This window comes from Acidimicrobiales bacterium, assembly GCA_040219515.1.
In the GTDB taxonomy this organism is placed as follows: Bacteria; Actinomycetota; Acidimicrobiia; order Acidimicrobiales; family Aldehydirespiratoraceae; genus JAJRXC01.
The window spans coordinates 80046-98706 of sequence record JAVJSI010000018.1 but is presented as its reverse complement, the minus strand read 5'-3'; the positions used below and the strand labels follow the sequence as shown (position 1 = coordinate 98706).

The following is an 18661-nucleotide window of genomic DNA, read 5'->3' as shown; positions in this document are numbered from 1 at the left end:
ATCCTCGGGAACATGACCGACTACAAGGCCGACTGGTATCCCGATCCGGGCGGGAAGCACGAGCTGCGCTATCACGACGGTACCGAGTGGACCGAGCACGTCTCGGACCACGGACGCCAGTCCGTCGAGCCGCTGGCCGGGCCGGGCGCAGTTCCCACGACCGGCATGAGCACCGAGAAGATCCAACGCCAGGTGGCGGAGAAGGCCGGTGTGGTCTCGGCCGGCGCGGGCGGCGGCACGATGTTCAGCGAGCCCGTCCTGGTGGTGAACCAGAAGGCCAAGCTGCTCGAGATCAACACCGAGTATGCGGTCTTCGACCAGCACGGCACCCAGATCGGCGCCATCCGCCAGGTCGGTCAGTCGAACCTGAAGAAGGTCGCCCGGTTCGTCAGCAGCCTCGATCAGTTCATGACCCATTCGCTGCAGCTCGTCGACGCCGGCGGCGCGGTGCAACTCACCGTCACCCGGCCGGCCAAGTTCGCGAAGTCGAAGGTGCACGTCGCCGACGCGTCGGGCAATCCGGTGGGGTCGATCGTGCAGAAGAACATGATCGGCAAGATCCGCTTCTCCCTCGAGGGTCCGCAGGGCGAGATCGGCACGCTCAACGGCGAGAACTGGCGGGCCTGGAACTTCAACCTGCAGGACGCCGAGGGCAACGAGGTCGCCCGGATCACCAAGACCTGGGAAGGCCTGGCCAAGACCATGTTCACGACCGCCGACAACTATGTGCTGCAGATCCACCGTCCGCTCGAGGAGCCGCTGCGCAGCCTCGTGGTGGCATCCGCAGTGTCGGTCGACCTCGCCCTGAAACAGGATTCACGAGGCCTGGGCTGACCCGGTAGCGTTTCGGCGTGCTTCTCACGATCGACGTCGGCAACACGCAGAACGTGCTGGGCCTCTACGACCTCGAGAGCGAGTCGGGCGACGGGGCGGGTGTCGGTCTCGTCGACCACTGGCGACTCTCGACCGATCCGGCCCGCACGTCCGATGAGTACGCGATCGCCATCCGCTCGCTGCTCGACACCGCCGACGTCGACCTCGAACACGACCTGATCGGCGTGGCCATCTGTTCCGGCGTGCCGCGCATCCTCGCGAACCTGCGCCAGATGGTGGCCCGCTACCTGTCGTTCGATCCGATCGTGATCGAGCCCGGAGTGAAGACCGGCATGCCGATCCTCTACGACAACCCCAAGGAGGTCGGCGCCGACCGGATTGCCAACGCGATCGCCGCCCACGACCTCTACGGCGGCCCCACCGTGGTGGTCGATTTCGGCACCGGCAACAACTTCGACGTGATCTCGGCCGACGGCGAGTTCCTCGGCGGGGCGATCGCGCCCGGCATCGAGGTCAGCCTCGACGCGCTGTTCGGACGGGCGGCGCAGCTGCGAGCCATCGAGTTGGTCGAACCCCGCAGTGTCATCGGCAAGTCCACCGTCGAGTCGATCCAGTCGGGCGCCGTCTATGGATTCGCGGCGATGATCGACGGCATGGTCGAGCGCTTCCGAGGCGAACTCGGTGACATCAACGTGGTCGCCACCGGCGGTCTCGCCCACCTCATCTCCCCGGTCGCCAACTCGATCGAACACGTCGAACCGTTCCTCACCCTCCACGGTCTCCGGATCGTCCACCAACGAAACGAACGATGACCGATCCCGTCCCGTACCGCGCCGACGTCACTGCCACGACCGCGCAGATCATTCACGACCATGCCGATCTCGAGGCGGGGGCCGAGACCGACGTCGTCGTGTCCATCGCCGGTCGTCTCATGCTGCGGCGCGATCAGGGCAAGCTCGCGTTCGGTGTGCTCCAGGACCCGACTGGCCGCATCCAGCTCTTCGCGATGGCGAAGCGCACACCCGACTTCGACGGTTTCACCGGTCTGTCCATCGGCGACTGGATTCTGGTCACCGGCATCGTGATGAACACCAAGCGTGGCGAGCTCTCGGTGCGCGTCGACGAGTGGACGGTGCTGGCCCCGGCGCAGCGCTCGTTCCCCGACAAGTGGCACGGCATCAGCGACCCCGACGTCCGCTACCGCCAGCGCTATGTCGACCTGTGGGTCACCGACGAAGCGCGCACGGCGTTCCGGCAGCGGTCGGCCATCGTCGCCTCGATCCGACGCTGGCTCGGCGAGCGCGACTTCATCGAGGTCGAGACCCCGATGCTGCACCCGATACCCGGTGGCGCGCTGGCCAAGCCGTTCACGACCCACCACAACGCGCTCGACACCGAGCTGTACCTGCGCATCGCCCCCGAGCTCTACCTGAAGCGCCTCGTGGTCGGCGGCATGGAACGGGTCTTCGAGATCGGTCGGGTGTTCCGCAACGAGGGCATGTCGACCCGGCACAACCCCGAGTTCACGATGCTCGAGCTCTACTGGGCCTACCACGACCACCACGACATGATGACGCTCACCGAGGAGCTCGTGGCGGCTGCCGCCACCGAGGTCATCGGCACCACCACGATCGACTACGACGGTCGCGACGTCGACCTGTCGACTCCCTGGCGACGGGCCACGATGGACGAGCTGATCCTCGAACACGCCGGCGTCGAGGTGAGCCTCGACACGCCGATCGACGAGCTGCGCGCCCTGTGCGAGAAGTTCGGCGTCGAGGTGAAGGACCACTACGGCCCGGGCAAGCTGATCCTCGAGATCTACGAGAAGACCACCGAGTCCGAGCTGTGGGGTCCGATCTTCGTCACCGACTATCCGGTCGAAGTGTCGCCGTTGTCGCGCGAGCACCGGGAACGTCCCGGTTACACCGAGCGCTTCGAGGCCATCGTCGCCGGTCGTGAACTGTGCAACGGCTTCTCCGAGCTCACCGACCCCGTGGTGCAACGGGAACGTTTCGAGGCCCAGGAGGCCGAGGGCGCGGCGGGCGACGACGAGGCGATGGTCGTCGACGAGGACTATCTGCGGGCGCTCGAGTACGGCCTGCCCGGCACCGCCGGTCTCGGCATCGGCATCGATCGTCTGATCATGCTCCTCACCGGTACCACCACCATCCGCGACGTGGTCCTGTTCCCCACCCTGCGCCCCGAACCCCCCGAACCCCCCGAAATTGAGGCGGACTAGCCACCTCTGCGGTGGTCAACTCCACCGAGAACGGTTGGGGTGAGGGTCAGCGGGGCTTGCGGCTGAAGCGCTTGCGGCCGAGAGGGGCGGCGGCTCGTTCGATCAGGTGATCGGCGGCGGCGCGCAGCGCCCGGGCACCCGGTGTGTCGGGCAGATCGGTGAGCGTGGCGGCGGCCTTGTCGGCCCAGGACTGGGCCGCGTCGAGCGAGAGACGTACACCGTCGCTGCGGCGCACGAGCTCGCGGGCCCGGTCGCGATCGGCGATCGTGATGTCGGGCGTCAGCAGTGGTCGCAGCTCGGCGGCGATGGCCGGTTCGCCGAGGGCGTGGATGACCGGCAGGGTGTAGATCCCCTCGATGAGATCGTTGCCGGCGGGCTTTCCGATCTGCTCGTCGGTGGCGATGATGTCGAGGATGTCGTCGACGATCTGGAACGCCATGCCGTAGGCGGCGCCGAACTCGGTCATCGCCTCGACCACCGGGCGGGGCAGGTCGCCGACGATCGCCCCGATGCGGCAGGCCGTGGCCAGGAGCGAGGCGGTCTTGCCCGAGATCGACCGCTCGTAGGTGTCGATGGTGCGATCGGGCTCGTAGGCCGACTCGAGTTCGAGGATCTGGCCCTCGCACAGCTCGGTGATGGTGGTGGCGAGAATGCCGGCCACTTCGGTGCCGAGGCCCGCGGCGATCTCCGACGACCGACCGAGGAGGTAGTCGCCTGCGAGGATGGCCCGCAGGTTGCCCCACTGGGCGTTGACGCTCTTGACGCTGCGTCGACTGGTGGCTTCGTCCATGACGTCGTCGTGGTAGAGCGAGCCGATGTGGACCAGTTCGACGGCACAACCGCCGCGGATCACGTCGATCGTGGCGGCCGAGCCGGTGGGGTCGAGCACCGATGATGCGGCGATCGAGAAGCCGGGCCGGACCCGCTTCCCGCCGGCGAGGATCAGGTGACTGGCGACTTCGGTGAGGAAGTCGCCGTCGGAGGCGACGACGCGCAACAGTTCCTGCTCGACCCGATCGAGGTCGGCTTCCATGCTCGGGAGGATGGCGAGTGGAGACGCAGCCACGTCGTGAGGCTACGTGAAAAACACCGCCCACGACGCAGTGGAGACGCAGTGGGGGGGTTCACGTGGACCACCGACCTGCCGATGGTGACGAGAGTAGTTGCCGGATTCGACCGTTTCAGGCCGAGTCACCCCGGTACACTCACTTGGACGACCCAGATGTGGGAGGGAAATACCGATGTTCGAGCGGTTCACCGACAGGGCTCGACGAGTGGTGGTGCTGGCGCAGGAGGAAGCGCGTCTGCTCAATCACAACTACATCGGGACGGAGCACATCCTTCTCGGACTGATCCACGAGGGCGAGGGAGTTGCCGCGAAGGCACTCGAGTCGCTCGGCATCAGCCTCGAGGCGGTGCGCAACCAGGTCGAGGAGATCATCGGTCAGGGCGGCTCGTCGCCCAGTGGTCACATCCCCTTCACCCCTCGCGCCAAGAAGGTCCTCGAGCTGAGCCTGCGCGAAGCACTGCAGCTCGGCCACAACTACATCGGCACCGAACACATCCTCCTCGGCCTCATCCGTGAGGGCGAGGGCGTGGCGGCGCAGGTGCTCGTCAAGCTCGGCGCCGACCTGAGTCGCGTGCGCCAGCAGGTCATCCAGTTGCTCTCGGGCTACTCGGGTTCCGGCGGCAGCGGCGAAGCCGGCAGCAGCAGTGGTGGCGGCGGCGACAAGGCCGGTGCCACCGCCGGCGGTTCGAGTGGGGACAGCGCGTCGGGTTCGCTCGTGCTCGACCAGTTCGGCCGCAACCTCACCCAGCTCGCACGCGAGAAGGGCCTCGATCCGGTCATCGGTCGCAGCCGCGAGGCCGAACGGGTCATGCAGATCCTGTCGCGCCGCACCAAGAACAATCCCGTGCTCGTCGGTGAGCCCGGCGTCGGCAAGACCGCCATCGTCGAGGGCCTCGCCCAGTCGATCGCGGCGGACAATGTGCCGGAGACCCTCACGGGCAAGCAGCTCTACACCCTCGATCTGGGCGCGCTGGTCGCCGGCAGCCGCTACCGCGGCGACTTCGAGGAGCGCCTCAAGAAGGTGCTCAAGGAGATCAAGACCCGCGGCGACATCATCTTGTTCATCGACGAGATCCACACGCTCGTCGGTGCCGGTGCGGCCGAGGGAGCCATCGACGCCGCGTCGATCCTCAAGCCGATGCTCGCCCGTGGTGAGCTCCAGACCATCGGTGCCACCACGCTCGACGAGTACCGCAAGCACCTCGAGAAGGACGCCGCCCTCGAGCGCCGTTTCCAGAAGGTCGTCGTCGACGAGCCGACCGTGGGCCACACGATCGAGATCCTCAAGGGTCTGCGCGATCGCTACGAGACGCACCACCGGGTCACCATCACCGATCAGGCGCTCGTGGCCGCGGCCAACCTGGCCGATCGCTACATCGCCGATCGTCACCTGCCCGACAAGGCCATCGACCTGATCGACGAGGCCGGTTCGCGTCTGCGGATCAAGCGCATGGAGACCCCGCCGGAATACAAGGAACTCGAAGCCGAGATCGCCGCTGTCGTCGGCCAGAAGAAGGACGCCGTCGAAGGCCAGCAGTTCGAAGAGGCGGGCCGCCTGCGCGACAAGGAGAAGGAACTCCTCGCTCGCCGCGAGTCCATGGAAGGCGAAGCCAAGGCGTCCGGTCTCGATCTGTTCGACGAGGTCGACGAAGAGGCCATCGCCGAGGTGCTCTCGCTGTGGACGGGCATCCCGGTCTACAAGCTCACCGAGGAAGAGACCGAGAAGCTCCTCCGCATGGAGGACGAGCTGCACAAGCGGGTCATCGGCCAGCAGGACGCCATCAAGGCCGTGTCGCAGGCGATCCGTCGCACCCGGGCCGGTCTGAAGGACCCCAAGCGCCCCAGCGGCTCGTTCATCTTCCTGGGCCCGTCGGGCGTCGGCAAGACCGAGCTCGCGAAGACGCTCGCCGAGTTCCTGTTCGGCGATGAGACCGCCCTCATCAGCCTCGACATGTCGGAATACATGGAGAAGCACACCGTCAGCCGCCTGGTGGGTTCGCCCCCTGGCTACGTCGGTTACGAAGAGGGTGGCCAGCTCACCGAGAAGGTGCGCCGCAAGCCGTTCTCCGTCGTGCTCTTCGACGAGGTCGAGAAGGCCCACCCCGACGTCTTCAACACGCTGTTGCAGATCCTCGAGGAGGGTCGTCTCACCGACTCGCAGGGTCGCTCGGTCGACTTTCGCAACACCGTGCTGATCATGACCTCCAACCTCGGCACCGCCGACCTGCGCAAGGCGCAGATCGGGTTCGGTTCGGGCAGCGAGGCGGTCAACTACGAGAAGATGAAGGAAAAGGTCAACGACGCGCTCAAGGCGCACTTCCGGCCCGAGTTCCTCAACCGCATCGACGACACGATCGTGTTCCACGAGCTGAGCCAGCCCGAGGTTCGCCAGATCGTCGACCTCATGGTCGGCCGCACGGCGATCCAGCTCGGTGGGCAGGGAATGGGCCTCGAGCTCACCGATGCCGCCAAGGACCATCTGGCCGACAAGGGCTATGACCCCACCCTCGGTGCTCGCCCGCTGCGGCGTGCCCTTCAGCGTCTCGTGGAGGATCCGTTGTCCGAGAAGCTCCTCTACAAGGAGTTCCGGGCCGGCGAGATCATCATCGTCGACGTCGAGCCCGACCCCGAGAATGACAACGAACTCATGGTCGTCTTCCGGGCGATCGAGGGCTTCGAGCCACCGGAGCCCGAGCTCGCCGACGCGGTCGACGGCGGCGAATCCTTCTAGCTGCGTCGGCCGGGGTCGTGATCGATCCTGGTCGCCGCGCTCGGCCTCTGGCGTCTAGCGTCGTCGCAATGCGTCGGGTCCGTCTGCTCTTTCTGGGGATACTCGTCCTCGTGGCGAGCGCGTGTCGTGTCGACACCACGGTCGACATCACCGTCGAAGAGAACGGGTCCGGTGTCGTCGCCGTCACTGTGGTGGCCGACGCCGCCGCGGTCGCGGCAGTACCGGACGCGCCCGACGGGTTGCGCTTCGACGACCTCGAGGCCTCCGGCTGGGTCGTCGACGGGCCCGACATCGATGCATCAGGGGCGATGACCGTCGCCCTGTCGAAGCCGTTCGTCAATGCCGACGCGCTGCCCGACGTCCTGGCCGAGATCGCGGGCGAGGGCGTGATCTTCGATGGCGTCACGCTCGAGAAGATGCACTCGTTTGACCGGATCGGGTTGGGTCCGGCGCACACCGAGTACCGGCTCACCGGCACGGTCGACCCGAACCCCGACCTGGCCGCCTTCGCCGACGCGGACCTCCTCGAGCTGGTCGGCATCGATGCCCGCGAGGGGCTCATCGACGAGCAGCGCAACGGGGACGACCAGGTGATCGTGCGGGTGCGGCTACCCGATCGCGAATCGTCGGAGACGGGCGTGGAAGAGCCCGAGGCCGTGGCGTGGGAGACGGTATTCGGCGCCACCTCGACCATTCAGCTCGATGCCACCTCGACGACCGACGACATCTTGCCGCGGGTCTGGGCGATGGTCGCGCTGCTGGCATTCCTGCTGTTCGCCGGCATCCTGCTCTCGCGTCTCGCCGGCCTGTTGCTGGCCAAGCTGCGCACGCCGAAGGGTCGCCGCCGTCGTGATGTGCGCCGCCGTCAACAGAACGCGGCCAGCCGGGCCGAAGAGGCCAACCGTCCCCGTCGGCGGATGCTCCGTCTGCTGATCGTCGATGTCCACGGTGTACTGGTGCGACCGTCGGACCCGCTCGAGGGAGTGTTGCTCCCGTTGATTCTGGCCGAACGCCCCGACGCGTCCGCCGAACGGGTGCGCGACCTGCACCGGCGCCTCACGCTGGGGCGGATGTCGGTCGAGGAGTTCTGGGCCGAGGTCGGCCTCGGGCCGATCGCCGAGGAGATCGAGACCAAATACCTGTCCACGTTCCGTCTGGTGCCCGGGCTCCATCCGTTCCTCGACCGGATGGCGGCCAGCCGTCTCCCTGTGGCGGCGGTGGGCAATCAGCCGAGAGCCTGGGGCGACCGACTCCGGCGCATGGCGGCGCTCGACGACTCGATCGCGTCGTGGATGGTGAGCGGTGATGTGGGCTCGGCCCTTCCCGAACCGGCGCTGTTCGAGGCCACGCGTCGCACACTGTCCGTCGATCTCTTCGATTGCTTCTATCTCTCGAACGTGCCCGAGCATCTCGACGTCGCGGAGAAGCTGGGCATGGCCACGGGTCTCTTCGTCGCCGGCGACGAAGAGGCGCCCGACACGAGCCACACGGTCGTGCGAGGGTTCGAGGACCTGCTCCGCAGCCGCACCAGCTGACGTCAGCCACCGCCTCACCCGGGTGTCACACCCGGCACCTAGGGTGCTCGCATGGCACGGATCAGAACGGTTCACCGCTGCACGTCGTGTGGCGCAGGGGCACCCAAGTGGGCAGGGCGTTGCGACGGCTGCGGCGAGTGGAACACCCTGGTGGAAGAGCTTGATGTGCGCGAGCCGTCGACCATCGTGGCCGGCGCCAACAGCGTGGCGATGCCGATCGCCGACGTTCCCGACGAGTCCAACCTGCTGCGACCGACCGGTCTCGCCGAGGTCGACCGGGTGCTCGGTGGTGGGCTCGTCCCTGGTTCGGTCACGCTCGTCGGCGGCGAACCCGGCATCGGCAAGTCCACGCTGATGCTCCAGCTCGTCGGCTCGGTGGCCGGCGGCGGGCAGAAGGCGCTCTACGTGTCGGGCGAAGAGTCGGCCTCGCAGGTGCGGAGTCGGGCCGATCGTCTCGGCGCTCTCCACGACGACCTGTGGCTCGTGGGTGAGACCGTACTGCCGCACGTCCTCGGTCATCTCGATGAAGTGAAGCCCGAGGTCGTCGTGATCGACTCGGTACAGATCCTGGTGAATCCCGATCTCACCTCGGCGCCCGGTTCGGTGTCGCAGGTCCGTGAATGCGCCCATGCGTTGGTGCAGGAGGCCAAACGGCGCGGCATCGCGCTGTTGCTCGTCGGTCATGTCACGAAAGAGGGCACGCTGGCCGGGCCGCGTGTGCTCGAACACGTGGTCGACACCGTGTTGGAGTTCGACGGCGACCGCCAGCACGGGCTCCGGCTCCTGCGGGCGTCGAAGCACCGTTTCGGCCCCACGTCCGAGGTCGGCCTGCTCCAGATGGACGAGTTGGGCCTTGCGCCGGTCGACGACCCGAGCGGGCTCTTCCTGGCCGACCGGGTCACCGGCGTGTCGGGTTCGGCGGTGGTGCCCACGGTTGACGGCAACCGTCCCCTGCTCGTGGAGGTGCAGGCCCTCGTGGCCCCCTCCCAGCTCGCCACCCCGCGGCGCAGCGCCCAGGGCCTCGACCATGGTCGGCTGGCCATGCTCCTGGCCGTACTCGAGCGTCGGGTCGGGCTGCCGGTGTCGGGCGCCGAGGTCTACGCCCTCGCGGTCGGCGGTGCCCGCATCGGCGACCCCGGAGCCGATGCCGGTCTGGCGCTGGCGATCACGTCGTCACTCACCGGTCACCCGCTGGCCGACGATCTCGTCGTCGTCGGAGAGGTCGGTCTCGGTGGCGAGCTGCGCCACGTGAGCCACATCAACCGCCGGCTCGGTGAAGCGGCCCGGATGGGGTTTCGGCGAGCCATCGTTCCCCACGCCACCGGCGAGGCGCCGGCCGGTCTCACCGTGCTGCGAGCGCCCACGCTCGCCGCCGCGGTGCAGTTGGCCGACGTCGGGCCGTCGTAGCCCCGACCGGTTCCCGCATGCGAAGATGCGCCGATGCGCATCACTCTCCCGTCCGGCAACCTCGCGGAAACCGCGGGCTCATCCACCGAGCGGGGCCTGGTGGTGGTCCCCGACATCATGGGTCTGCGTCCGCTGTTCGACGACCTGGTCGAACGACTCGCCACCGAGTGGGACTGCACCGTCGTTGCCCCTGATCTCTACGCGGGTCAGACCGATCTCGACCTGCAGGGCCGATTCGCGGCCGCGTCCGGTCTCCGCGACGACGACGTGCTCGGTGACATGGTCGCCGCGGCCGATGCCACCGGTGCGGCGAGCGTCGGCGCGATCGGGTTCTGCATGGGTGGCATGTACGTCAACAAGGCCGTATCGACCGGTCGCTTCGACCGGCTCGCGTCCTTCTACGGAATGATCCACGTGCCCGATGGCTGGGTCGCCGACGGACAGGGTGAGCCGCTCGACCACCTCGGCCAGGGTGATCCGAGGACCTTGCTGGCGGTGATCGGGACGGACGATCCCTACACACGGCCCGACGAGGTCGCTGCGCTGGCCGCGACCGGCGCGTCCATCGCCGCCTACGAGGGGGCCGATCACGGGTTCGTGCACGACCCCGATCGTCCGGCCCATCGCGCCGCCGACGCCGCCGACGCCTGGCGACGGGTGGGCGACTGGCTCTGGGGGTGAAGAACTCTGGGGGGTAGGGCTCCGGGCTACCGCGAACGGATCGAGAGCTGCTCGCGGTTCGTGATCACGTAGCGCCGGTCGCTCTGATCGAGCCAGCCCAACTTCACGAACGACGCGATGGCCTTGTTGACGCGTTCGCGGCTGGCGCCGACCATGCCGGCGAGTTCCTCCTGTGTGATCGGCAGGATGAACTCGTCGCTGTCGCCCGCGAGTTCGAGCAGCCGCTTGGCGGTGCGACCGGTGACATCGAGAAACACACTGTCGGCCAGGGTCTCGTCCATCGACCGCAGGCGTTTGGCCAGCAGCTTGACCACGTTCCAGAGCTCGGCCGGTTCGTTCTCGTAGAGCGCTCGCACCGGGCCGTAGGGAATGGCGAGAACGGACGAGGGCTCGAGGGCGCGGGCTTCGGCCGATCGACCCAGGCCGTCGAACAACGGCATCTCGCCGAACAGGTCGCCGGACTCCATGAGAGCGACGACCGATTCGCGGCCGTCGATGGACTTGTTCGCGATGGCGATGCGTCCGGACGTGACGATGTAGATCTGATCGGGCTCCTCGCCTTCGGTGAAGAGCACGTCACCCCGCCGCAGGGCTCGCTCCTCGGCGGCGGCGGCAATCGTGGTGAGCTGTGCCTCTCCGACCTCGGAGAAGAGCAACGTGGCGCGGAGAGTGCTGGTGTCAGACATGAGCGAGCACCACACTAGACAGGTGACCTCACCGCGTGCATCAGTCAACCCGAAGAGTGGCCGTACGCCGGGTCCGGTGTGGACGATCGTGGTGGCGGCGGGGTCGGGTGCCCGCTTCGGAGCACCCAAGCAGTTTCTCGACCTCGCCGGGATCCCCGTGGTCGAACGGTCGGTCGCCACGGCCGCCCGACACAGCGACGGTGTCGTCGTGGTGACCCCCGTCGAACCTCCCGAGGGGATGACCCCGATCACCGCGCCGCCCGGGGTCGAGTTCCGTTCGGTCACCGGTGCCGACTCCAGGACCGGATCGGTTCGGCGAGGACTGGCCGCGGTGCCCGAGTCGGCGGCGGTGATCCTGGTCCACGACGCGGCACGTCCGCTGGCCTCGGACGCCGTCTATGCGCGGGTGATCGCGGCTGTCGCCGGGGGCGCGGATGCGGTCACGCCGGCGGTGTCGGTGGCGGACTCGTTGCGCCGCCGCAGTGGGGGAGTGGTCGACCGTGACGATGTCGTGGCCGTGCAGACACCGCAAGGCTTCGCGGCCGAGGCGCTGCGCCGAGCCCATGCCGGCGGCGAAGAAGCCACCGACGACGTGACCGTTGTGGAGAACGACGGTGGCACAGTGGTGGTCGTGGACGGCGACCGACGCAATCTCAAGCTCACGACGCCGCTCGACATGGACCTTGCTCTCCACTTCCTCGAGGACGACACGGCATGACCGACACCATCCCCTTCCGGGTGGGGCAGAGCTTCGACGTGCACGCCCGCGCCGACGACCCGGCCCGCTCCCTCGTGCTCGGTGGGGTGTCATTTCCCGACGAACCCGGCCTGGCCGGTCACAGCGATGCCGACGTGGTCGCCCACGCGTGCATCGATGCGCTGCTCGGCGCGGCCGGTCTGGGTGACATCGGCGAGATGTTCCCCGACACCGATCCCGACCTCGCCGGCGCCGACAGCATCGAACTGCTGCGGCGAGCAGCCGCCGCGGTGCGCGACGCGGGATGGCGCCCGGGCAACGTCGATTGCTCCGTCGTGCTCGATCGACCCAAGCTCGCGCCGGTGAAGGCCGAGATGGAAGCGAACCTGTCGGCCGCCGCGGGCGCACCCGTCACCGTGACCGGTCGGCGCACGGAAGGCGTCGGCGCCCTCGGTCGCGGCGAAGGCATCGTCGCGTGGGCCGTGGCCCTGGTGGCGCGATGAGCTCCCGTGGACCGCAGAAGGGCCCGAAGGGCGGGCCCCGTCGTCCGAAGTCGAGCGGTCGCGGCAAGGGGCAGCCCCGCAACCCTCGCGCCCGCAGCGGCGCCAAGGGCGGCCGCAGCCGCGACGGCCAACGGGGCACGACGCCGATCCGTGACGGCGACGCGGGCCAGTCGAAGGGCGAGTCGTTGGGTGGCGACCAGGTCGAGGGTCGTCACGCCGTGCGTGAACTGCTGATGGCGGGCACCCGTCGTACTCGCGAGGTCGTGCTCGCCGGTGACCTCGACCCGGCCCCGATCCTCGACGAGATCATCGACCTCGCCGACGAGGCCAAGGTCACCATCACCGAGATCAACCGGGTGAAGTTCGAGTCGATGACGCGCACCGAGGGCAGCCAGGGGGTGATGGCGCTCGCTCAACCGCTGCGCCCCACCCCGCTCGACGACCTGCTCGTGCCCGGCTTCGACGGCACGCTGCCCTTCCTCCTGCTGCTCGACGGCATCACCGACCCCGGCAACCTGGGCGCGATCCTGCGCACCGCCGAGTGCGCCGGCGTCACCGGAGTGGTGCTGCCGCGCCATCGGGCCGCCCACATCACGCCGACGGTCGCCAAGGCGGCCGCCGGTGCGGTGGAGCACCTGCCCATGGCGTTGGTGGCCGGGCTGCCGTCGGCCATGAAGACCCTCAAGGCCGCGGGCGTGTGGACCGTCGGTCTCGACGCGGGGGGCGATCGTCCGATCCACGACCTGGCCGTGGCGGCCGAACCCGTCGCGCTCGTACTGGGCGCGGAGGGTCCGGGCCTGTCACGGCTCGTGCGTGAGCGCTGCGACACCGTCGCCTCGATCCCGCTGCTCGGCGTACTCGATTCGCTCAACGTCTCGGCCGCCGCGGCGGTGGCCTGTTTCGAGGTCGCCCGCCGCCGAGCCGCGACGTCGACCTGAACGACGCTGCGAGCCCGAGACAGGGATCGAACCTGCGACCTGCTGTTTACAAGACAGCTGCTCTACCAACTGAGCTACTCGGGCGTGCCCGACAGGTTAGAGCGTGCCCGGCTCCACCCATGCCCCGGTTTCTGCAAGGCTGTGCCGATGGAGCTGAACGAGGGCGAACGCGCAATGCTCGATTTCGAGCGATCGTGGTGGACCGAGCCCGGTCCCAAGGAAACGGCGATCAACGAGCACCTCGAAATGTCGACGACGCGCTACTACGAGCTGTTGAACGACCTCATCGATCGACCCGAAGCCGAAGCCCACGATCCGCTCGTGGTCCGTAGACTCCGGCGCATGCGTGACCGGCGTCGCCGATCACGTGCCGAGCACGTGGGCGCGACCAGCGAGGAACACAGCCGATGACTTCACCAGGGCGTTATGCCGCATCCGACGGATCATTCGCGAAATCGGCTGGTTCAGCCGCCGCCCGCGGGGGAATCCTGATCGCCATCGCCATCGTCATCGGCCTCGTGCTGCTGGCCTGGGGATTCGATGGCGGCGACACCGATGCGGCGGTCGGGCCCGACACGAGTTCGTCCGACGATGGCGGCGACACCGGCGACGGCACCGATACCACGCCCACCGACAGCACCGACCCGACGGACAGCACCGACGGGGCGACCGACGACTCGGTCCCGACCGACAGCACCGGCGACTCGGTTCCGACCGACAGCACCGGCACCGACGACGTCGTGCTCGACGACCCGTCGACGATCAAGATCTCGGTGCTCAACGGCGCGCAGGTCGCCGGTCTCGCCGGCACGCGGGCCACGACACTCGGTGCGTTGAACTACGTCACCCTGGCGGGCAATGCCGCCGGAACGCCGATCGCCGAATCCAAGGTCTACTTCGCCACCGGCTACGGCGATGAGGCCAAGGTCGTCGCCGAGGCCCTGGGCGGCGCACCGAGCGTGCTCGAACTCGCCCCGGCCGACCCGGCCGCGCTCGAAGACGGCACCCAGGCCGAGACCGGCACGGCCAACATCATCGTCGTGCTCGGTACCGACGAAGCGTTGTAGTGCACGCAGACCCGCTCGAGGCATTCGGGCGGGCGCCGGCCCGGGCAGGACTGTTTCTCGACTTCGACGGGGTGCTGGCCGACATCGCGCCCGAGCCCGACGCAGCCCGCATCCGACCAGGCATCGCGAACCTGCTCGTCGACCTCAGTGGCCACCTCGGGCGAGTGGCCGTCATCTCGGGTCGACCGGTCGCCTATCTCGATGCGATGGTGCCGGCCGAGGTCGACATCGTGGGTCTCTACGGACTCGAGTGGCGCCGTGACACCGTGCACCGCACCCTCGACGAGGCCGAGGCGTTTCGAGCGATCGTCCACGACCTCGTCGATGACGCAACATCCCGGTTCGGCGACGCGGTGGTGGAGCCGAAGGGGCTCTCGCTCACGATCCACTATCGCAGCGACGAGTCGCTCGCCGCGCCCATGGGCGAATGGGTCGACGACCAGGCCGAGCGCACCGGCATGGAGTCGCGCCCGGCCAAGCGGTCCTACGAGCTTCACCCGCCGATCCAGCGCGACAAGGGCACGGCCCTCGTGGAGTTGGCCGAGGACCTCGATCCGGTTGCGTACTTCGGTGACGACCTCGGCGATCTCCCCGCGTTCGACGGACTCGACCGGTTGGCGGCCGATGGCGTGACCACGCTCCGGGTCGCCGTGGACTCCGCCGAGGCACCGCCGGTTCTCCGGCATCGGGCCGATCTCGTCGTGGGCGGTCCCGCCGGTGCCGAGGTCCTGCTGCGGCAGATCCTCGACCGGGCCGCCACCGCAGCCGGACGCTGAGACGAGTCAGGACTCGGCCGCAGCCAGTTGGTCGGCCAGCCAGTCGCCCGGTCCCCGCGCTTCCGCTCGCCGACGGAGTTCGGCCGCTCGGTCGCGCCGGGTGTCGGCATCGAGGTCGAGCGCCTCGGCCAGGGCCGCGGCCTGATCCTCTATGTCGAACGGGTTGACCGAACGCACCGCGCCGTCGAGCACGTCGTGAACTCCGGCTTCGCGACTGAGGACCACGGTGCCATCGCGTTCGTTGACGAGCGGACCTTCCTCGGCGACGAGGTTGAGGCCGTCACGGATCGGGTTCACTAGCAGGACGTCGTAGCGGCGCAGATGGGCGACCGACTTCGGGAAGTCGTCGACAAGGTCGAGCTCGATCGGCTGCCAGTCGTCGGTGCCCCAGCGGCGGTTGACGACGTCGGCCAGCGACTCGATTTCGGCTCGATACGCGAGGTACTCGGGGAGCCCTTCCCGGCTGGGGTAACCGAGGGCCCGGAAGACGACGGTGCCGCGCAGGTCGGGCCGGTCGCGCAGCATGGTGTCGTAGGCGCGAAAGCCCCGCAGCAGGTTCTTGGAGAGCTCGATGCGGTCCACCCGCACGATGAGGCGGCGATCGCCGAGTTCGCGCTCGATCGCCTCGACCTCCGCGTTGCAGCGTTCGCCCGACGCGACGCCACGGATGTCGGTCGCGTCGGGGGCCAGTGGAGCGACGAAGGTCCGGGGCTCGATGCCCGCGATCTCCTCACACGACCGCTGGAAATCATTGGCCCAGCGGGCCGAGTGGAAGCCGCAGGCATGGTGGCCGGCCATGCCCTCGAGCAGCTCGACGGCGAGGTCGTCGGGCAGCACCCGCATCAGGTGTGGTGGCGCGAACGGGGTGTGGGAGAAGTGCACGGCCCGCACGTCGGGACGGCGGTCTCGCAGCAGCGGGCCCATCAACGACAGGTGGTAGTCCTGCACGAGAACCACGGCGCCGTCGGGCGCCTCGTCGGCGACGACGTCGGCGAAGGCCCGGTTGTACGTGCGATAGGCGTCCCACGCAGAGCGGAACCCGGCATCGATCACCGGCCGTCGGCTCAGGTCGTGGAGCGCGTGGTGGAGGAACCACAGCATCGAGTTGCAGACCCCGTCGTAGGCGCGGGCGAGGATGTCGGGGTCGATCGCCAGGGTGCGAGCGCGGATGCCGTCGGCTTCGATGACTCCGCGGGCGGCCGCAGTGCGATCGGCGTCGCTGAGGGCCGCGGCGATCCAGACCGCGCCGGTACCGGCGACGAGCGGCGCGAGACCGGAGACGAGACCGCCGGCGCCCCGGGTGGCCACGAGCTCCCCGCCGTCGTCGCGAAACGAGAGCGGGCCGCGGTTGGAGACGAGCACGACAGGAGCAGACACGACGTTCACGGTAGTTGTCGCAGACCGGGACTTGTGGGCCACGATGGGCGGATGCGGGTTGTCGTGTGCGCGGACAAGTATCGAGGCACCGCGACCGCGCGCGAGGTCGGCGACGCGGTCGCCGTGGCGGTGCACGCCGCCGGCAGCGAGTGCATCGTCCAGCCGATGGCCGACGGCGGCGAGGGCACGCTCGACGCGTTCGGCGGCCCCAACCGCACCTCGACGGTGACCGGTCCGCTCGGTGCGCCCGTCGATGCCGACTGGGCGTTTCGCGACGGGGTCGCGGTGATCGAGATGGCCCGCGCCTCCGGACTCGAGCTCGCCGGTGGCGCGGAGGGCAACGACCCGATGGAGGCCACGACCGCCGGCACGGGCGAGCTGATCGCGGCGGCCGCCGAGAGTGGCGCCCAGCGTGTCATTGTCGGCCTCGGCGGGTCGGCCACCACCGACGGCGGCCTGGGGGCGCTCCGGGCGATGGCCCCGCTGGCCCGCTATCGAGGTGTGAGCCTGGACGTGGCGTGCGACGTGCGTACCCGTTTCGTCGATGCGGCCGCGGTCTTCGCGCCCCAGAAGGGGGCCACTCCCGCCCAGGTGCGATTGCTCGAACGTCGGCTCGAACGCCTGGCGCAGGTCTACGCCACCGAACACGGCGTCGACGTGACGGCGCTCGAGCGCGGCGGCGCGGCCGGCGGTCTCGCCGGAGGCCTTGCCGCGATCGGTGCCACGCTGGCCGACGGCTTCACACTGATCGCCGACACAGTGGAGCTGTACGACCTCATCGAGACCGCGGATCTCGTGATCACCGGCGAGGGTCGGCTCGATGCCACGTCCTTCGAGGGAAAGGTGGTCGGCGGGGTCGCCGACCTCGCGGCCGCCGCAGGTGTCGACGCGATCGCGATCGTGGGGCGGGCCGATGACGGCATCACGTCACCGATCCCGATCGTGGATCTCAGCGAACGATTCGGTGCGCAGCGGGCGATGGGTGACACCCGGGCGTGCATCACCGAGGTGGTGTCGTCCCTCGTCTCAGCGTGAGCTCTTGGCGCCGACGACCCACACCGCGACGGCCACGGCGACCACGACGACCAACGCGACCTTCACGACGGCGATGAGCGCACCGATCACCCACTGCACGACCGTGATGGCCGCGAGGATGGCCACCGCGCCCAGCGCGACCCGCGCCGGCAGCGGCAGGCCCTGTCGTTGTGGTGAGTTCTCTTGCCGTTCGATTGCCACGCAACCGAGGTTAGACCGCTCGGCGGACGAAGCTCACTCGGTCGTGACCTCGGCGGTGCCGTTGCGCAGGGTGATGATGGCGTCGGCGATGTTGAGGAGCTGGTCGCCGGTGTCGCCATTGCGGGCGAGGGCGTCCTCGAGGGCGACGCGGGCGTTCGCGTGGCGGGCGCCGCTCAGCTCGACGACGAGTTCGGCAAGGCGGTCGTGTACGAGGGCGCGTGAATCAGTGCTCATTTCGATCTCCTGGGTACGGGGGAACTCGGGTGGGGCGGGGTGCTTGCGACCGTGGCATCAGCCGGCGGTCACTAGTGGCATCGGGACATCTGACGCCCTCCTGAAGTCGATTGTGTGTTCTCCCGACCAGCAGTGACAATTGTCCCGTTGTCGAGCAGGTGGTTGGAGTCGACGGAGTTATCCCGATAAAGTTGGTCGGGATTTACTGGTTTCCCTGTTCGTCGATCATGTCGCCCTCCAGCGACACCCTTCGTGTAACGAGATGGAGCACAACATGAGCGTCACCGTCCGAGTTCCGACCACCCTTCGTACCCTCACCGCCGGCGAGTCCGAGATCGCGGTCGAGGGCGACACCGTCGCGGCCGTGCTCGACAACCTCGAAGGCGCCCACCCCGGCTTCAAGGAGCGGATCCTGGCCGACGACGGGTCGCTGCGTCGTTTCGTCAACGTATTCGTGAGCGACGACGACGTTCGTTTCCTCGACGGCCTGGGCACCCCCGTGCCGGCGGGCGAGACCCTCAGCATCGTTCCGGCGGTCGCCGGCGGCTGAAACGGTCGGAGATCGCGCGATCTGTTCGCGCGATCTGGTTGCGAAACCGTCCTCCGGCGGGTTGAATTAGCACTCTCGGCATGAGAGTGCCAACGACA

The 18661-nt window shown here is 68.6% G+C and carries 20 protein-coding genes and 1 tRNA gene; 15 read left to right on the top strand and 6 right to left on the bottom strand.

Annotated features, from left to right (window positions below):
* Nucleotides 1–12: 12 nt before the first annotated feature.
* From RIB98_18670 to lysS, 3 genes are read left to right on the top strand one after another with little or no spacing between them, the layout of a single operon-like run.
* Nucleotides 13–834 (top strand): phospholipid scramblase-related protein, encoded by an 822-nt coding sequence (locus RIB98_18670; protein MEQ8843006.1) that lies wholly within the window; start codon nucleotides 13–15, stop codon nucleotides 832–834.
* A gap of 17 nt (nucleotides 835–851) precedes the next feature.
* Entirely contained in the window at nucleotides 852–1646 is a 795-nt protein-coding gene (locus RIB98_18665; GenBank protein MEQ8843005.1) for a type III pantothenate kinase, read from the top strand.
* Nucleotides 1643–3076 (top strand): lysine--tRNA ligase, encoded by a 1434-nt coding sequence (lysS, locus tag RIB98_18660; GenBank protein ID MEQ8843004.1) that lies wholly within the window; start codon nucleotides 1643–1645, stop codon nucleotides 3074–3076. The genes RIB98_18665 and lysS overlap by 4 nt, the downstream gene beginning before the upstream one ends.
* A gap of 46 nt (nucleotides 3077–3122) precedes the next feature.
* Here lysS and RIB98_18655 read toward each other — a convergent pair whose 3' ends face one another.
* On the bottom strand, nucleotides 3123–4142 hold the full coding sequence (locus RIB98_18655) for a polyprenyl synthetase family protein (protein MEQ8843003.1): 1020 nt from the start codon (nucleotides 4140–4142) through the stop codon (nucleotides 3123–3125).
* 175 nt (nucleotides 4143–4317) lie between these two features.
* On the opposite strand from RIB98_18655, the gene RIB98_18650 reads away from it, so the two are divergent.
* From RIB98_18650 to RIB98_18635, 4 genes are all read left to right on the top strand, one after another.
* A complete protein-coding gene (locus RIB98_18650; GenBank protein ID MEQ8843002.1) occupies nucleotides 4318–6876 on the top strand; it encodes an ATP-dependent Clp protease ATP-binding subunit in 2559 nt (852 codons plus the stop codon).
* Between the two features lie 68 nt (nucleotides 6877–6944).
* Nucleotides 6945–8411 (top strand): hypothetical protein, encoded by a 1467-nt coding sequence (locus tag RIB98_18645; GenBank protein ID MEQ8843001.1) that lies wholly within the window; start codon nucleotides 6945–6947, stop codon nucleotides 8409–8411.
* 51 nt (nucleotides 8412–8462) lie between these two features.
* Nucleotides 8463–9818, top strand: a complete 1356-nt coding sequence (gene radA / locus RIB98_18640) for a DNA repair protein RadA (GenBank protein ID MEQ8843000.1) — start codon at nucleotides 8463–8465, stop codon at nucleotides 9816–9818.
* Nucleotides 9819–9851: 33 nt separating this feature from the next.
* Nucleotides 9852–10499: a dienelactone hydrolase family protein gene (locus tag RIB98_18635; GenBank protein MEQ8842999.1), complete on the top strand. Its 648-nt coding sequence runs from the start codon at nucleotides 9852–9854 to the stop codon at nucleotides 10497–10499.
* Between the two features lie 26 nt (nucleotides 10500–10525).
* On the opposite strand, the gene RIB98_18630 is transcribed toward RIB98_18635, so the two are convergent.
* On the bottom strand, nucleotides 10526–11185 hold the full coding sequence (locus tag RIB98_18630) for a Crp/Fnr family transcriptional regulator (GenBank protein ID MEQ8842998.1): 660 nt from the start codon (nucleotides 11183–11185) through the stop codon (nucleotides 10526–10528).
* Nucleotides 11186–11207: 22 nt separating this feature from the next.
* Here RIB98_18630 and RIB98_18625 point away from each other — a divergent pair, with 22 nt between their 5' ends.
* Genes RIB98_18625 through rlmB form a run of 3 tightly spaced genes read left to right on the top strand, consistent with a single transcriptional unit; the run spans nucleotide 11208 to nucleotide 13323 of the window.
* Nucleotides 11208–11903: a 2-C-methyl-D-erythritol 4-phosphate cytidylyltransferase gene (locus RIB98_18625; GenBank protein MEQ8842997.1), complete on the top strand. Its 696-nt coding sequence runs from the start codon at nucleotides 11208–11210 to the stop codon at nucleotides 11901–11903.
* Complete coding sequence (gene ispF, locus RIB98_18620) at nucleotides 11900–12385, top strand: 2-C-methyl-D-erythritol 2,4-cyclodiphosphate synthase (GenBank protein ID MEQ8842996.1); 486 nt, start codon at nucleotides 11900–11902, stop codon at nucleotides 12383–12385. Before RIB98_18625 ends, ispF begins: the two co-directional genes overlap by 4 nt.
* Nucleotides 12382–13323 carry a 23S rRNA (guanosine(2251)-2'-O)-methyltransferase RlmB gene (gene rlmB, locus RIB98_18615; protein ID MEQ8842995.1) on the top strand — a complete coding sequence of 314 codons (942 nt, stop codon included), beginning with the start codon at nucleotides 12382–12384 and terminating at the stop codon, nucleotides 13321–13323. The genes ispF and rlmB overlap by 4 nt, the downstream gene beginning before the upstream one ends.
* An 11-nt stretch (nucleotides 13324–13334) precedes the next feature.
* Here rlmB and RIB98_18610 read toward each other — a convergent pair.
* Nucleotides 13335–13407, bottom strand: a tRNA-Thr gene (locus RIB98_18610).
* 63 nt (nucleotides 13408–13470) lie between these two features.
* On the opposite strand from RIB98_18610, the gene RIB98_18605 reads away from it, so the two are divergent.
* From RIB98_18605 to otsB, 3 genes are read left to right on the top strand one after another with little or no spacing between them, the layout of a single operon-like run.
* Entirely contained in the window at nucleotides 13471–13734 is a 264-nt protein-coding gene (locus tag RIB98_18605) for a DUF3263 domain-containing protein (GenBank protein MEQ8842994.1), read from the top strand.
* The gene (locus RIB98_18600) at nucleotides 13731–14390 is read left to right on the top strand and encodes a LytR C-terminal domain-containing protein (GenBank protein ID MEQ8842993.1); all 660 of its coding nucleotides are present in this window, start codon (nucleotides 13731–13733) and stop codon (nucleotides 14388–14390) included. Before RIB98_18605 ends, RIB98_18600 begins: the two co-directional genes overlap by 4 nt.
* Nucleotides 14390–15166 (top strand): trehalose-phosphatase, encoded by a 777-nt coding sequence (gene otsB / locus RIB98_18595; protein MEQ8842992.1) that lies wholly within the window; start codon nucleotides 14390–14392, stop codon nucleotides 15164–15166. Before RIB98_18600 ends, otsB begins: the two co-directional genes overlap by 1 nt.
* Nucleotides 15167–15172: 6 nt before the next feature.
* Here otsB and RIB98_18590 read toward each other — a convergent pair whose 3' ends face one another.
* A complete protein-coding gene (locus RIB98_18590; protein MEQ8842991.1) occupies nucleotides 15173–16543 on the bottom strand; it encodes a trehalose-6-phosphate synthase in 1371 nt (456 codons plus the stop codon).
* A gap of 51 nt (nucleotides 16544–16594) precedes the next feature.
* On the opposite strand from RIB98_18590, the gene RIB98_18585 reads away from it, so the two are divergent.
* Nucleotides 16595–17578, top strand: coding sequence for a glycerate kinase (locus RIB98_18585; GenBank protein MEQ8842990.1), 984 nt, complete (start codon nucleotides 16595–16597; stop codon nucleotides 17576–17578).
* Here RIB98_18585 and RIB98_18580 read toward each other — a convergent pair.
* Together RIB98_18580 and RIB98_18575 are read right to left on the bottom strand one after the other, a co-directional pair.
* Nucleotides 17570–17779, bottom strand: a complete 210-nt coding sequence (locus RIB98_18580) for a hypothetical protein (GenBank protein ID MEQ8842989.1) — start codon at nucleotides 17777–17779, stop codon at nucleotides 17570–17572. The two genes, RIB98_18585 and RIB98_18580, sit on opposite strands and share 9 nt — an antisense overlap.
* Nucleotides 17780–17812: 33 nt before the next feature.
* Nucleotides 17813–18013 (bottom strand): hypothetical protein, encoded by a 201-nt coding sequence (locus RIB98_18575; protein ID MEQ8842988.1) that lies wholly within the window; start codon nucleotides 18011–18013, stop codon nucleotides 17813–17815.
* Between the two features lie 274 nt (nucleotides 18014–18287).
* Here RIB98_18575 and RIB98_18570 point away from each other — a divergent pair, with 274 nt between their 5' ends.
* Complete coding sequence (locus tag RIB98_18570; protein ID MEQ8842987.1) at nucleotides 18288–18563, top strand: ubiquitin-like small modifier protein 1; 276 nt, start codon at nucleotides 18288–18290, stop codon at nucleotides 18561–18563.
* The last annotated feature ends 98 nt before the right edge of the window (nucleotides 18564–18661 follow it).

What these genes read in the sequence shown, in the direction of transcription:
- RIB98_18670 (MEQ8843006.1), top strand. Translation starts at nt 13, where the DNA reads ATGACCGACTACAAGGCCGACTGGTATCCCGATCCGGGCGGGAAGCAC.
- lysS (MEQ8843004.1), top strand. Translation starts at nt 1,643, where the DNA reads ATGACCGATCCCGTCCCGTACCGCGCCGACGTCACTGCCACGACCGCG.
- RIB98_18650 (MEQ8843002.1), top strand. Translation starts at nt 4,318, where the DNA reads ATGTTCGAGCGGTTCACCGACAGGGCTCGACGAGTGGTGGTGCTGGCG.
- RIB98_18645 (MEQ8843001.1), top strand. Translation starts at nt 6,945, where the DNA reads ATGCGTCGGGTCCGTCTGCTCTTTCTGGGGATACTCGTCCTCGTGGCG.
- radA (MEQ8843000.1), top strand. Translation starts at nt 8,463, where the DNA reads ATGGCACGGATCAGAACGGTTCACCGCTGCACGTCGTGTGGCGCAGGG.
- RIB98_18635 (MEQ8842999.1), top strand. Translation starts at nt 9,852, where the DNA reads ATGCGCATCACTCTCCCGTCCGGCAACCTCGCGGAAACCGCGGGCTCA.
- RIB98_18630 (MEQ8842998.1), bottom strand. Translation starts at nt 11,185, where the DNA reads ATGTCTGACACCAGCACTCTCCGCGCCACGTTGCTCTTCTCCGAGGTC.
- ispF (MEQ8842996.1), top strand. Translation starts at nt 11,900, where the DNA reads ATGACCGACACCATCCCCTTCCGGGTGGGGCAGAGCTTCGACGTGCAC.
- rlmB (MEQ8842995.1), top strand. Translation starts at nt 12,382, where the DNA reads ATGAGCTCCCGTGGACCGCAGAAGGGCCCGAAGGGCGGGCCCCGTCGT.
- RIB98_18605 (MEQ8842994.1), top strand. Translation starts at nt 13,471, where the DNA reads ATGGAGCTGAACGAGGGCGAACGCGCAATGCTCGATTTCGAGCGATCG.
- RIB98_18600 (MEQ8842993.1), top strand. Translation starts at nt 13,731, where the DNA reads ATGACTTCACCAGGGCGTTATGCCGCATCCGACGGATCATTCGCGAAA.
- RIB98_18585 (MEQ8842990.1), top strand. Translation starts at nt 16,595, where the DNA reads ATGCGGGTTGTCGTGTGCGCGGACAAGTATCGAGGCACCGCGACCGCG.
- RIB98_18575 (MEQ8842988.1), bottom strand. Translation starts at nt 18,013, where the DNA reads ATGAGCACTGATTCACGCGCCCTCGTACACGACCGCCTTGCCGAACTC.
- RIB98_18570 (MEQ8842987.1), top strand. Translation starts at nt 18,288, where the DNA reads ATGAGCGTCACCGTCCGAGTTCCGACCACCCTTCGTACCCTCACCGCC.